We start from the raw sequence: 14,517 nt of genomic DNA on the forward strand, positions 1-14,517 counted from the left end.
CACCCGCCATGCGTCTCCTGCGCCACGCCCTCCTCCTGCTGTGCCTCTCGGCCGCAGGCCTGAGCCACGCCGCCTGCGAAAGCGGCCTCGCCGAGCGCATGCACGCCAAGCTGTATCCCAAGCGCCCGCTCGACGAGCGGCTCGCGGCCTGCAAGGTCTGGCCCGCCTTTCCGGGGCGCAGCATCGTGGTGCTGCCGCTGCCGCGCGAAACGACCGACAAGGGCGCCAAGGTCTACGACCTCGAGCTGCTGCTCATCCAGCGGCCCGACAACGGCAACACCGAGCGCGACACGGTGATCGGCCGCCTCTTCCAGCCCGAGGCGCTCGACGAAGACGCCACCACCGCGATCCAGGACATCCGCATCGACACCTCGCGCTATGTGCTTTCGCCCGACGCCCGCGCCTTCGGCCTGCGCGTGCGCTACCGCGGCAGCAGCGCCCCGGCCAGTCCGCTGGCCAGCGAGACCGTGCGCCTCTACGTGCAGCACGGCAGCAAGCTGCGCCAGGTACTGCAGGAGATCGAGCTCGACCACGACAACGGCGGATGGGACGCGACCTGCACCGGCCACTTCGAGAAGCTGCGCACCATGGTGTCGGTCGGGAAGTCGACCGGCAACGGCTACGCCGACCTGCAGCTGTCGCGCACGCTCGTGCAGAGCCACGCGCAGGCGCAGGAAGACCAGAGCTGCATCGAAAAGACGCTGCCCGCCAAGTTCAGCACCGTGACGCTGCACTACGACGGCGAACGATACAAGGTGCCGAAGTCGCTGCAGCAGCAAACACCCTGATCAACTGCGCAGCGCGGCCTCCCGGCCGCGCCGCATGTCGATCGGCAGCAGCAACAGCAACCCCGCCACGAACAGCACCGCGGTCGACAGGATCGCGATGCGCTGGTTGCCGCCCGTGGCCCAGGTGATCGCGCCGAAGCTCAGCGGACCGATGATGCTGGCCAGCCGCGTCGCGAAGGTCCAGAGCCCGAAGAACTCCGCGAGCTGCAGGGGCGGTGCGAGGTAGCCCGTCATCGCGCGGCCGGCCGATTGGCTCGAGCCCATCGCCAGCCCCGCGATAGCGGCGGCCCACCAGAAGCCCCCCTTGGTGGTCACCAGCGCCGCGATCACGCAGACCGCAATCCACGCCACCAGCGTGCCCGCCAGCGAGATCTTGTGGCCGATGCGGTCCTGGATGTAGCCGAAGCCGAAGGCACCGAGCGCGGCGGCGATGTTGAGAACGAAGATCAGCACCATCGTCTCGCTCGCCACGAAGCCGATCACCTGCTCGGCATAGATCGCCGCGAGCGTGATGGCGACGGCCACGCCGCCCTGGTAGCAGACCGTGCAGACCAGCAGCCACATGAAATCGCGGTAGGCGCGCGCCTGCCGGTAGGTGGCGCGCAGCTGCTGCCAGGCGCCGAGTTCTCCGCCAGACGTCCGCGGTCGGGCGCGCTCGGGCAGCAGCGCAAAGGTGGCGCACGCCGCCGTGCCATAGATCGCGGCCGTGATCAGCATCGTGACCGGCACGAAATGCGCGGCCGGCAGGCCCCTCGCCTGCGACCACAGCACGTAGGCGAGGCAGATGCCGAGCGCCAGCATGCCGCCGACGTAGCCGAAACTCCAGCCCCATCCGCTCACCTTGCCCATGCCTTCCGGCGTCGCGAGTTCGGGCAGGAAGGCGCCCGTCAGGGACTCGCCGTAGGAATAGAAGGCGTTGGAGACGATCACCAGCAGCATCGCCAGCGCGACGCCTCCCGAGGCCCCGGCGAAGCGCGGCGTGAGCGCCAGCGCGGCAGTGGCCAGCACGCAGCCGGTCGTCGCGACGATCAGCACGCGCTTCTTGGCAGCGCGCAGATCGGCCCAGGCGCCGATGGCGGGCATCGTCAGCATCACGATGGCATACGACACGCTCAGCGCCGCGGTCCAGGCGAAGGCGGCCCACGGCGCACCCTTGGCGATGCCGCCCACGAAATAGGCGGCGAACACCGCCGTGATCACGACCGTGGTGTAGCCGGAGTTGGCGAAGTCGTACATCGCCCAGCCGAACACCTCGCGCTTGCGCACGCCCGGGCGCAGCGCGGAGGCGGGAAACAGGGCCATGCGGCCTTGGATCGCGAGGTTTCGAGGCTGGTTAGTGCAGGTGCCGCGGACGGCGGCCGCCGCCGTGGCCRCCGCCACTGCCTCCGCTGCCGGGCCCCCCCGTGCCGCGCGGACGCTTGCCGATCTCGAGCGAGTTCACGAGTGCATCGAAGCGATCGCTGAAGAGGCGGTCGATCTCGGAGACGACGCCCCCCAGTTCGGCGCCGTCGAAGTGGCGCTCCATGAGATTGACGACGTCTTCCACCAGCAGGTCGCGCTGCACCTGCATGATCGCGGCCGGATTGGGGCCGACGAACAGCATCAGGAAGTCGTCGCGCGATTCTTCGTCGGGGTCGCCCTCTTCCTCGTCGAAGTCGGTGTCGTAGAAGGTGACTTCGATCGCGGCACCGCGCTCCGACAGCTCGTTCAGGGCCATGCACATCTCGTCGAGCGCCTGGCGGAAGTCTTCGTCGCCCGGCACGGTCCAGCAGATCTGCAGCGTGTGATCCTTCTGCTCGAAACGGATGCCCGGTTCTTCTTCGTAGGTGCTGGTGGCGCCGTCGGCCAGCGACTTGGCGCCTGCGTACTTCCAGRGCGGCTTCAGCGCTTCCTGGATCTGCTCGAAGTTCACGTCCGGGCGCAATGGCACGTCGCCATGCACATGGATTTCAAATGGAGCGTTGTAGCGAGGCATCGAGTGCTCCTTTTTTAAGTGTGGTACCCGGAACGGGGGTCGAACCCGTATGCCCCGATTAAGGAAGCGGCGGATTTTAAGTCCGATGTGTCTACCAATTTCACCATCCGGGCGTCAGGTTGAACATCGACGATAACCCAAACAAAACAAGCCCCGGCAACGTGGGTTGGCGGGGCTTGCGGATCGGGTCGAATCGTGTCTAACGAAAAGGTGGAGGCGCGACCCGGAGTCGAACCGGGCTAGACGGATTTGCAATCCGAATCATCTCAATGAAATCAATAGCTTAAGAGGCAGTTGCCAATTTTATCACTCAGTTCGCTTGCAAGACCTCTACTTGCGACATCGTCGAAAGGCTTGATTGTCGCTGAAGCGGATACAGAGTCGTCGCGTGAGGCCGCCGATCGAAGTCGACCCGCGCGGGTGATGCGCGCCGTTGTTGACGCGACGCGATGACGATCGCTACTGCGGCAACAAACCGAAAGTGTGCGCCGGCGGCCCGGGCAGAAAGGGCGTGAGCTTGCCCTCGACCCAGTCCGAGTGGCCCGCGAGAAAGAAAGGACTCAGCGGATGCCCGCTCTGCCCGCCCGGCATGTTCAGGATCCCGTCCTGCTCGCGCCCCGGCGTCACGACCATCCGCTCGGAGGCGCCGAAGTTGGGGGCGCTGACGCGCGGCATCTGGTCGTCGCCGGGCAACAGGTCCGGCGGCGCCGACAGGAACCGGCCCAGACCCTGCAAGGACCCCGCCATCGGATGCCGGATGCCGGCGGTGTTGCGCGCGCCCCATGTGGCCTTGTCGAGCGAGCCCGCGTCCTTCTTGGCCCACTGGATGGCGCGGTCGACCGCGGCCAGCTCCACGTCGTGCCAGCTTTTCGAGGCGGGCAGCCAGTGCGGCGGCTTGTCATCGAGCAGTTGTCCCAGCACGACGGGCCAGCGCCTGTTGGCGGCGGCGTAGCTGGCGCGCGGATCGAGCTTCTGAAGCTCGGCGTCCACGGCGGCGAACAGCTCGGCGTAGCCCGCGTGCAGGAAGAGCCGCGCCAGCCGGTAGCCCTGCGAGTCGACGCTGGCCCGGCCGGTCCAGCTCTGGACCAGCAATTCCCGAAAGCGTTGCCGCTCGGGGTGGTTGGCCAGGGCGGCCTCGTCCAGCGCCCGCAAGGCGCGATCGCGCCAGGGAGTCAGGAACACGGCCCGGTCGTCCAGCTGAACGCCGTACGACGCCTTTTCGTCCGATTTGGCGTCGAGCGCCATGAGATCATCGCGGATCTGTTGCGCGCGGGCCCCCAGGTCGGCACCGCCGTCGCCGATGGCCCGGTAGCCCTCGCCACCGAGCTGCCGGTTGTTGGCCGTCCACAGCAGGCCCCCTGCCGGATCGACCAGGCGCGGATGGTCACGCGGCGCGCGCAGGCTCTTCCATGCCTTCCCGTCCCCGCCGGCGGAGACCGGGAACGTGCTCGACACATCCACGTCGCGGTTGGGCATGGCGCCGCCGACGGTCCAGCCGATGCGCCCGGTGCTGTCGCCGGCGGTGAAGTTCTGCGCCGGAATGCCGGCGCGGCTGGCAACGTCCAGCGCCTCGTCGACCGTGCGCACCGACTCCAGGCCATGCAGCGACAGATCGACGGCGCCGGCACTCTGGGCAATCCATTGCTCGATGTAGAAGGTGTCGCCCACCTGCACGACCGGCGCGTTGCCGATCTGCCGCACGGTCAGTGTCTGGGGCGCAGCGCCGTGCACCTTCAGCACCTCCTGGTATTCATCGGCCGCCTGCGACACGCCCGCGACCATGAACCGCGACGGATTCGCCGGATCGCGTTCGATACGCTCGAGGTCGAGGTAGTCGCCCGCGCTGTTCGTGAACCCCCAGGCGACACGGCCGTTGCTGCCGGCAATGACCAGCGGCGTGCCGGGCAGCGTCACGCCGGTGATGCGCTTCACCTCGTCGTCCTTGCCGCCCTCGCCCGGAAAACGCAACTGCGCCCGATACCAGATGTTGGGCAGGCGCAGGCCCAGGTGCATGTCGTCCGCGACGATGGCGCCGCCGCTGCGCGTGCGGCTGCCGGCAATCGCCCAGTTGTTGCTGCCGGGCAGCGCGGCCGCGCTCAGCGCCGCCGTCGTCATCGGAACGGGCTTCGCCAGCCAGACCGGGGCCTCGGCCGGAATGGCTTCGCGCCGCGAAGGCCCGCGTCCGTCGAGCGGCGCGTCGTAGTCCGTCATCTCGGGCAGCAGGAACGCCAGCGCTTCGGGCGTCGAATGCGCCTTCAGCCAGCCGCGCGCGATCTCGCGTTCCCGAAGCTGCCCTTGCAGGTCGAGGTACATCGCACACACGACCAGCAGCGTGTCCTGCATTTCCCAGCGCACCGGTGCCGTGTGCAGGACCGTGTACTCGAAAGGCGGACTCGACAGCGCCGAGAGCCCGGCGTTGACGCCGTCGGCGTAGCGCTGAAGCAGCGCCCGGTCGGCTGCCGGCATCGCCTGCAGCGCCGTTGCGGCGCGCGCGCGAAAGCGGTGCAGGCGGTTGCGCCGGTCCATGTCCAGCGCCAGGGTCCCGAACAGTTCGGACAGCTCACCGGCCCCCGTGCGGCGCAGCAGGTCCATCTGGAAATACCGGTCCTGCGCGTGCGCGAAGCCGGTGGCGAAGGCCACGTCGGCACGGTTGGTGCCGGTGATCGTCGGCACGCCCAGCGCATCGCGCGCAATCTCGACCGGCGCCGCAAGTCCCGCCACAGCGAGCCGCCCGTCGATGGCCGGCACGCTGCTTCGCAGATACAGCCATGCCGCAGCAACCAACACCACCAGCAGCAAGCCGATGGACAATGCGACCCGCAGGGGCCATTTCAGGAATCCGGATTTCACTGTCTTGTTTCCACTTCTGTTTCGTCATGGCGAATGCCAGCGGCGGAGCGCGCGGGCACAACCGTCTCGCTCCCGCGCAACACGGCCGCGACAAGCGCCACCTTGTGCGCATCGAGAACCGAGTAATGGTCGGCGGCGATGACAGTCACTGTGCTGGCCGCAGGGTGCATCGTGGCGGCGAGCCAGTCCGGGCGCTCCCACGCGTCGCCTTCGTCTGGCGGCACAGCCCAGAACACATGCAGCGGTGCGGCAACGACCACCGACTCGAACTGCTGCATGGCCGCCATCTGGTCGCGCGTGATGCCGATCTGCGTGCGCAGGTAGTCCAGCGTGTCCTCCTGCGCCAGCGCCTCGAAAGGCGCGCCCGTTCCGAGTAGCCGCATGAGCCCTTCGATCCCCAGGCGCTGCCCGGACGCCTTCAGCGCGGGCAAGCTGCGGCGCACGGCAGCGCTCCTGACGGCCAGGCCTTGCAGAACGCCCCAGGCCGCCGCGTCGGCGATGGCTTCCCCGGAGCGGTCGGGCTCCGGCGGATAGGTGTCGATGAGGCCCACCAGGCGCACGGCGTGCCCGCGGCTTTCGAGCCGCTGCGCCACCATGAGCGCCAGCAGCCCGCCCATCGACCAGCCAGCCAGGGCGTAGGGCCCTGCGCGGCACCCTTCGATCCATGCCGCGTGGCAGTTCGCGAGGGCCGCCAGCGACGGGGCCTCGGCATCCTTTGCATCGTTTGCCAGCGACGTGGACTGGATGCCGAACACCTCGAACATCGGCTCGAGTTCCGCGGCGAGACGGTCGAAGCCCGACATCTGGTTGCCGGCGCCGTGGATGAGAAAGAACGCCGGCCGCGGCGCGCCCCCCGCGCGTGTGCCGAACCGGACGATCCCGCTGTTCGCCCGATGCTTGCGATCCAGCTCGCGCGCCAGCGCGGCCACCGTCGGCAGGGCCAGCAGCGTCGATACCGCGACCTGCAGGCCGCGCTGCTGCGCGCGGGCCGCCACGCGCACCGCGCGCAGCGAATCTCCGCCGAGGACGAAGAAATCGTCGTCGATGCCCACCGGCGACACGCCCAGAACCTCGGCCCACACCGCGGCGAGCGTGGCTTCGGTCGGCGTGCGCGGCGCCCCTGCGCCATGCGCTTGCGGTGCGCCTCGCCACGCTTGGAGCGCGCGCCGGTCGAGCTTGCCTTGTGGCGTCATCGGCAGGTGCTCCAGCGCGACGATGTGGGCCGGCAAGAGGTGCGCCGGCAGATGGCGCGCCAGCGCGGAACGCAGCGCAACGGTGTCGAGCGACGCCTCCGCGCGCGGGGTCACGTACGCCACCAGTTGCCGGTCGCCCTGCGCGTTCTGCTGCACCGCCACGGCCGCATTGGCGACGCCCCGCAAAGCGATCAAGCCGGCTTCGACTTCGCCGGGCTCGACGCGGAAGCCCCGGATCTTGAGTTGCCTGTCGCAGCGGCCGAGGTAGTCGAGCACGCCATCGGCGCCGTACCGCGCAAGGTCACCCGTTCGATATAGGCGCGCACCCGGTGTCGCGCAGAACGGGTCGGGAACGAAGCGCTCCGCCGTCAGGTCCGGGCGGCGCAGGTAACCGCGTGCCAGGCCGTCTCCACCGATGTACAGCTCGCCCGGAACGCCCGGTGGCACCGGCTGCATCGCCGGGTCGAGCACATGGACGCGCACGTTGCCGATCGGCCGGCCAATGGGCGGTCCATGCACCTGACCCTCGGCGCAGGCGTGCACCGTCGCGTAGACCGTCGCCTCCGTCGGGCCATAGGCGTTGCAGAACCGCCGGCCGGGGGCCCAGCGCTCGACGACGGCGGCGGCACAGGCCTCGCCGCCGACCAGCAGCGTGTGCAGGGCTGGCAACGGGGTTTCCTGCAGGGCGTGCAGCACGGCTGTGGGGAGCAGTGCCACGTTGATGTCGAGGTGACGCAGGCTTTCTTCGAGTTCGCCGCCGGGCAGCAGCCGATCGGCCGGAGCGAGGCACAGGCGCGCCCCGCTGGCGAATGCCATGCCGATTTCCCACGCCGAGGCATCGAAGCCGAGCGAGGCGAACTGAAGGACGCGGTCCGCCGGGCCGGCGAGCATGGCGGATGTGCCCGCGTGCAGCAGATTGCGCCACGCGCCGTGCGACACCATCACGGCCTTGGGTGCGCCCGTGGAGCCGGAGGTGTAGATGACGTAGGCGAGGTGATCGGGGTGAGTGAGATCGGGCAGGTTGTTGTCGGCGAGGTGGGCGATGCTTTGCCAATCGCTGTCCAGGCTGACGCTTGGGATGCCGCGCTGCGTGAGCGGCAATTGCGCGAGCAGTTGCGCGTGGCCGATCACCAGTGCGGGTCGTGCGTCGTCGAGCATGAAGGCCAGGCGCTCCAGCGGATACGCCGGGTCYAGCGGTACATARGCGCCGCCTGCCTTCAGGATTGCCAGCAGGCCGATCACCATCTCCAGGCTTCGTTCTGCGCACAGGCCCACCAGCRCATCGGGACCGACGCCCTGCCCGCGCAGATGACGCGCCAGCCGGTTGGCTTGGCGGTTGAGTTCYGCGTAGCTCAGTTGYTGGTCTTCGAACTGCAATGCCACTGCCTGTGGCGAGGCAGCCGCCTGCGCCTCGAAACRCTGGTGCAGCGATTGGTCGTGCGGGTACGGGGTTGCCGTGTTGTTCCACTCGCGCAGCTGTTGCCGCTCGTTGYCGGGCAGCAGCTCCAGCGCGCCGATCGATCGCGTGGGCTCGCACTCCAGAGCATCTGCAAGTTGTTCCAACGCGGCTTCGARATAGCCCACGATGCGTTGCGGATCAATCTCCTGAACGCATGCGGCGATGAGACTGAAGCCCTCTTGCCCGCGGTCGTCCACGTCCACGCTCAGCGGGTAGTTCGTGCGTTCCTCGCTCTTGAGCAGGCGCATGCCTTGCCACAGTCCGTCCGGGGACTGATCCTGTGTCGTCGATTCACTGTGGCGGTAGTTCAGCAACGCCGTGAAGAGCGGCAGTGCCGGGTCCACGCCGCTGGCTCGCTGCGCAAGCGCGAGGCTGGCCTGCTCGTGCTGCARCAGCCCGCTCAGGCTGGCCTGCATGCGGCGCAAGGCCTGCTCGACCGTGCTGCTGTCCAGTCGAACGCGCACGGGCAGCGTGTTGATGAACATGCCCAATGCCTTGTCTGCACCGGCCGTACCTTGCGAACGGCCCARCAGCACCGTGCCGAACACGACGTCGCGTTGCCCGCTGCACAGGCCCAGCACTTGCGCCCAGGCCAGGTGGAACAGCACCGCCGCACTCACGCCGTTCGCGCGTGCGGCCTGGCGCAAGCGCTGCGCCAAAACTGTTCGCAGTTCGAGGCGCGCCTGGCTCACGCCTGCGCCTTCGCCGCGCACGTCCAGCACGCCGAAAGCTGCCGTCGGCGTGTCCACGTCGCCCAGCTCCTGGCGGAAGTACCGCTCGTGCTCGCTCGGTGGCACAGAGAGCGCCTGCGCGACRAAGTTTCGGTAAGGCTGTGGCGTGGGCAGATGCTCGCCCTTGCCCTCCAACAGCGCCTGCACCTCGSCCACGATCAAACCGACGCTCAGGTGGTCGGTCACCATGTGATGGTTCAACAGCGCCAGCAGCCAAGGGACATCGTCTGTATCGGCCTGGGCGGTGTAGGCGCCRATCAGCGGTGCGCGCGTCAGGTCCAGYCGCACATGSCGTGGATCGGTTTGCTCCAGCAGTTGGGCCAGCCCYTCGCGCGCCGGATCGAGCGCCAGCTCTTGAATCTGCAACGGCGCCTGCCGGTACACCACCTGCACAGGCCGAGACAGGCCCTGCCAGCGCACGGCACTGCRCAGGATGTCATGGCGCYGGATCACCTGCTGAAGCGCCTGCAAGAAGCGATCGCGCCGTCCTTCGCTGTCGAAGCCGAGCACGGCGCGCAGGATGTAGGCATCGCCATGGCTTTGCAGCAGGTGGTGGAAGAGGATGCCTTCCTGCAGCGGCCCCAGCGGATAGATGTCCTGCACATTGCCCACGCCGCCGGGCACGCTCGCCACGATGGCGTCGAGCTCCGTCTGGCTCAGGTCCACCAGCGKCAGCATCTGCGGCGTGATGCTGGCGCCGTCCGCGCTGATCGTGCTGGCCGGCACCACCACGGCCGGAACCTGTGCATCCACGCGCGCGGCCAGTTCCGCCAGCGTCGTCGCGGCGAACACGCTGCGYGCGTCGGTGGTGATGCCCTGCTGGCGCAACTGCTCGACCATGCCGATCGCCAGCAGCGAGTGACCGCCCAGCGCAAAGAAGTTGTCGTGCCGGCCCACACGCGCCACGCCCAGCAGGCTCGCCCAGACAGCCGCGATCGTGGCTTCGGTACGCCCTTCAGGCGCTTCATAAGCCTGGCTCGCATCGTTCATGTCCGGTGCAGACAGGGCGTTGCGATCGACCTTGCCGTTGGGCGTGAGCGGCAAGCTCTGCAGCATCACGTAGTGCGCCGGCACCATGTATTGCGGCAGCGTGCGCGACAGCTGCCCGCTCAGTTCGCTGCCGGACAGCGGCATCCCTTCCCTGGGCACCACATAGGCGACCAGCCGCTTTTCGCCCAGCGTGGGGCCCACCACGTGGACGACCGCCGCCTGCACCGCGGGGTGCGCGTTCAGGCCGCTTTCGATCTCCCCCAGCTCGATGCGGTAGCCCTGCACCTTCACCTGCGCGTCGCGCCGGCCCAGGAACTCGAGGTTGCCGTCGCCCCGGTAGCGGCCGAAGTCGCCCGTGCGGTACAGCCGCTCGCCCGTGCACGGGTGAACGATGAAGCTGCGCGCGGTCTTCTCGGCATCGCGCCAGTACCCGCGCGCCAGGCCGACGCCGCCGATGTACAGCATTCCGGGCGTGCCGATGGGGCACGGCTGCAGCGCCTCGTCCAGCACGTGAAAGCGCTGGTTGTCCAGCGGCTTGCCGTAGGGAATGCTGCGCCAGGCCGGATCGACCTTGCCCACCGGGAAAAAGTTCGACCAGATCGACGCTTCGGTGGCACCGCCCAGGCTCACGAACTCGACCTGCGGCAGCAACGCACGCGTGCGCGCAGGCAAGGCCAGCGGAATCCAGTCGCCCGACAGCATGACGAGCCGCAGCGAGTCCGGCAACAGCCGGGTCCGGCCGTTGGCGTGCTCGACGAGCATGCCCAGCAGCGCAGGCACCGAGTTCCAGACGGTGACACCGGTGCGCCGCATCAACGCCAGCCATTGCCCGGGATCGCGATGGGCGTCGGCGTCGGGCATGACGATGGTGCCGCCCGCCGCCAGCGTGCCGAAGAGGTCGAACACCGACAGGTCGAAGTTCAGCTCCGACAGCGCGAACACGCGGTCTTCGGTCGTGATGCCGAAGCGGCGATCGATGTCCAGCACCGTGTTGACCGCGCCGCGGTGATCGATCATCACGCCTTTGGGCATGCCGGTGGAGCCCGAGGTGTAGATCACGTAGGCGAGATCGTCGCTGCCGCACAGCCGCTGCCAGGGCGCGCGCGCTGCGGCTTCGTCGACGGGCATGCGGTCGACCGCGATGCAGTCGATGCCCGCCGGCCAGCGAATGGCCTGCAGCAGCGCCGAGTGGGTGAGCACGATGCGCGCGTCGCTGTCCTGCAACAGCTGGTGCAGGCGCTGCTCGGGGAGCGCGGGGTCCAGCGGCAGATAGGCCGCACCCGCATAGAGCACCCCCAGCGCGGCGACGACCTGCTCCCAGCCCTTGCGCAGCACGAGCGCGACCAGCGTGTCGGGCACCATACCCCGCGCCCGCAGTTGCGCGCCGAGCGTGCGCGCCAGCGCGTGCAGCTCGCCATAGCTCAGGCTGCGATCACTCGCGATGACAGCCGTGTGCTGCGGGTGGCTGCGCGCCTGTTGCTCGAAGGGTTCGTGCAGCAGCTCCTGGGGCACGGGCCGTGCGGTGTCGTTCCACTGCCGCAGCAGCGCGTGCTGGGCTTCGCCGAGCAGCGCGATGTCCTGCACGCGCACATCGGGCGCATCCGTGACCGCCACCAGCAGCCGCTCGAAGCCGTCGGCCAGGCGCTCAATGGTGGCAAGGTCGAACAGGTCGGTGTTGTATTCGTAGTGCACCGCCAGCCTGCCCCGAACCACTTCCATCTCCAGCTTGAGCTCGAAGTGGGCGTGCGTGACGGCATGCGGGTTCGCGCCGCGAATCTGCAACCCCTGCCCGGCCGGTAGATCGATGGCCGGCTCATGCGCCTGCGCGTCGTTGTGAAAGTTGATCACGACCTGCGCGTACGGCATGTACGAGGCATCGCGGCTCGTTGCCAGGTACGTCAGCAGCAGCTCGAAAGGCGTCGGGTGCTCGTGCGCCGAGACGATGGTGTCGGCCGCGCGCTCGAGCACATCGGTGAAACGGTCTTCGCCGCTCACCCTGGCCGGCAGCGCGAGGATGTTCACGAAGATGCCGATGAGCGCCTCGGTCTGCGCGGGCCGGTTGGCGGACAGCGCGCCGATGCAGAAATCGCCCTGGCCGGTCCAGCGGTACAGCATCGCGTCGAGCGCGGCGGTCATCACCATGAACAAGGTGGTGTCGTGCTGGCCCGCCAGCGCTTCCAGCGAACGGGTCAGGCCGACCGGCAGCGTGGTCGCGTGGTCGGCACCGCGAAAGGTTTGCGTGGCCGGACGCGGCCGGTCGAGCGGCAAGGCGAGCAGCTCGGGAATGTCGCGCAGTTGCGTGCGCCAATGGGCCAGCTCCTGCGCCAGGAAGTCGCCGCTGAGCACCTGCTGCTCCCAGTGCGAATAGTCCGCGTACTGGATCGGCATCGGTGGCAGGGGCGATGCCTGGCCGGCGAGGAAGGCCGCGTACAGCGCCGACACTTCCTGCATCAGCACGTCCTGCGACCAGCCGTCATAGAGGATGTGGTGCAAGGTCAGCAGCAGCACGAACTCGCTGTCGGCGCGCTTGAGCAAGCGCAGCCGCACCAGGGGCGCGGAGTCCAGCCTGAAGGGCTGGGCCACCTCGGCTTCGATGGCACGCCGAATCGCTTCTTCGGCTTGCGCGGCGGGCAAGGCGCAGAAGTCCTGCACCGGCATGTCGAGTTGCAGCGCGGGCAGGATCTTCTGCCTCGGCCGGCCGCCTTCCAGCACGAAGACGGTGCGCAGCGGCTCGTGGCGCGCGACCATGGCGTTGAAGGCGCGCAGCAGCGCATGCGCATCGACGCGGCCGTCGATGTTCAGCGCCAGCGGCATCGCATACGACGCGCTGTCGGGCTGGAACTGCTGGAGAAACCAGAAGCGGTTCTGCGCGAACGACAAGGCCATCAGGCCCGTGCGCGGCACGCGAACGATGGGCGGGCGCTGCGGCCCGCGCTCACGCAGCGCTTCTTCCACACGCAGGGCCTGCGCGGACAGCGTGGGCGCCTCGAACAGCGAGCGCAACGGCAGGTCCACGCCGAACGCCTCGCGCAGCCTGGCCATCAGCCGCGTGACCAGCAGCGAGTGGCCGCCCAGGGCGAAGAAGTTGTCGTGCGCGCCCACGCGCTCGCACTGCAGGATGTCGGCCCACAGCGCGGCGATCTTCTTTTCGAGCGGCGTGCGCGGTGCGTCGTCTGCATTGGCGGCCGCGCGGCGCAGGTCGGGGGCCGGCAGCGCCTTGTGGTCGATCTTGCGGCTGGGCGTTTGCGGCAGCGCATCGAGCACCACGAAGTGCACCGGCACCATGTATTCGGGCAGATGGCGCAGCAGGTGCGCGCGCAGGCTGGCCGTGTCGAAGTCTTGGGTGGCGTCGCGCGCCGACGGATCGAGCACCAGATAGGCCACCAACTGCTTGTTGCCGGGCTGGTCTTCGCGCGCCAGCACCACGGCTTCGCGCACCGGGGGCGACGTGAGGAGCGCGGCCTCGATCTCGCCCAGCTCGATGCGGTAGCCGCGGATCTTGACCTGGTTGTCCAGGCGGCCCAGGTATTCGAGCTGGCCGTCGGCGCGAAAGCGCGCCAGGTCGCCGGTGCGGTACATGCGCGAACCGTCGCTGGCGAATGGATCTGGCACGAACTTCTCCGCCGTGAGGTCCGGCCGGTTCAGGTAGCCACGCGCGAGCGCGACACCGGCAATGCACAGCTCGCCTGCCACGCCAATGGGAACGGGCGCCAGCCGCGCATCGAGCAGATGGACGCGGGTGTTCTCGATGGGTCGGCCGATCGACAGGTCGGTTTCATCGGCATCGAGCTGCGCGGGCGCGCGAAACAGCGTGGAGCCGATGGTGGTCTCGGTCGGGCCGTAGAGGTTGAGCCATTGCACGTCCCTCGGCTTGGGCAGCCGCGCCCAGTTGCGGTACGCGTCGAGCTGCACTTTCTCGCCACCCACGATGACGAGCCGCACGGACACGGGCAGCTGCGCTTCGCCGGATTCGAGCGAGCGCGTCCACTCGTTCCAGTACGTGGTGGTCATGTCGACGATGGAAACCGCCTGGCTGGCCAGCCAGGCGGAAAACTCCTTGCCGGCACCGAGCGTCGCGCGCGGGCGCAGCATCACGCGCGCGCCGGCGATCAGGGTGGGAAAGATTTCTTCCACGCTCAGGTCGAAGCTGATCGACGCCAGCTGCGACACGCGGTCTTCGGCGTCGAGTTCGCAGGTGCCGATGTGCGAAGCGGCGTAGTGCACCACGTTGCGGTGGGTGTTGAGCACCCCCTTGGATAAGCCCGTGGAGCCGGAGGTGTAGATGACGTAGGCGAGGTGATCGGGGTGTATGAGATTGGGCAGGTTGTTGTCGGCGAGGTGGGCGATGCTTTGCCAATCGCTGTCCAGGCTGACGCTTGGGATGCCGCGCTGCGTGAGCGGCAATTGCGCGAGCAGTTGCGCGTGGCCGATCACCAGTGCGGGTCGTGCGTCGTCGAGCATGAAGGCCAGGCGCTCCAGCGGATACGCCGGGTCTAGCGGTACATAAGCGCCGCCTGCCTTCAGGATTGCC

5 protein-coding genes and 1 tRNA gene are annotated in these 14,517 nt (G+C 68.6%); 1 reads left to right on the top strand and 5 read right to left on the bottom strand.

The features are described from left to right. The first annotated feature begins 8 nt into the window (after positions 1-8). The gene (locus AC1DXX_RS21475; RefSeq protein ID WP_478136236.1) at positions 9-788 is read left to right on the top strand and encodes a PA3715 family protein; all 780 of its coding nucleotides are present in this window, start codon (positions 9-11) and stop codon (positions 786-788) included. Here the strand turns inward: AC1DXX_RS21475 and AC1DXX_RS21480 are convergent, their stop codons facing one another. The 5 genes from AC1DXX_RS21480 to AC1DXX_RS21500 all read right to left on the bottom strand — a co-directional run bounded on the left by AC1DXX_RS21480 (position 789) and on the right by AC1DXX_RS21500 (position 14,513). Further along, entirely contained in the window at positions 789-2,090 is a 1,302-nt protein-coding gene (locus tag AC1DXX_RS21480; protein ID WP_478136237.1) for an MFS transporter, read from the bottom strand. Positions 2,091-2,121: 31 nt separating this feature from the next. Beyond that, positions 2,122-2,763, bottom strand: coding sequence for a DUF6806 family protein (locus AC1DXX_RS21485; RefSeq protein ID WP_478136238.1), 642 nt, complete (start codon positions 2,761-2,763; stop codon positions 2,122-2,124). 21 nt (positions 2,764-2,784) lie between these two features. Beyond that, positions 2,785-2,876, bottom strand: a tRNA-Leu gene (locus AC1DXX_RS21490). A 346-nt stretch (positions 2,877-3,222) separates the two neighbouring features. Then, positions 3,223-5,613, bottom strand: coding sequence for a penicillin acylase family protein (locus AC1DXX_RS21495; RefSeq protein WP_478136239.1), 2,391 nt, complete (start codon positions 5,611-5,613; stop codon positions 3,223-3,225). After that, positions 5,610-14,513: a non-ribosomal peptide synthetase gene (locus tag AC1DXX_RS21500; RefSeq protein ID WP_478136241.1), complete on the bottom strand. Its 8,904-nt coding sequence runs from the start codon at positions 14,511-14,513 to the stop codon at positions 5,610-5,612. Before AC1DXX_RS21500 ends, AC1DXX_RS21495 begins: the two co-directional genes overlap by 4 nt. Positions 14,514-14,517: the final 4 nt, after the last annotated feature.

Source organism: Variovorax sp. P4_B10 (genome assembly GCF_056402375.1).

Bases quoted from the DNA above. Each gene is read 5' to 3' on its own strand.
- AC1DXX_RS21475 (WP_478136236.1), top strand. From the start codon at position 9: ATGCGTCTCCTGCGCCACGCCCTCCTCCTGCTGTGCCTCTCGGCCGCA.
- AC1DXX_RS21480 (WP_478136237.1), bottom strand. From the start codon at position 2,090: ATGGCCCTGTTTCCCGCCTCCGCGCTGCGCCCGGGCGTGCGCAAGCGC.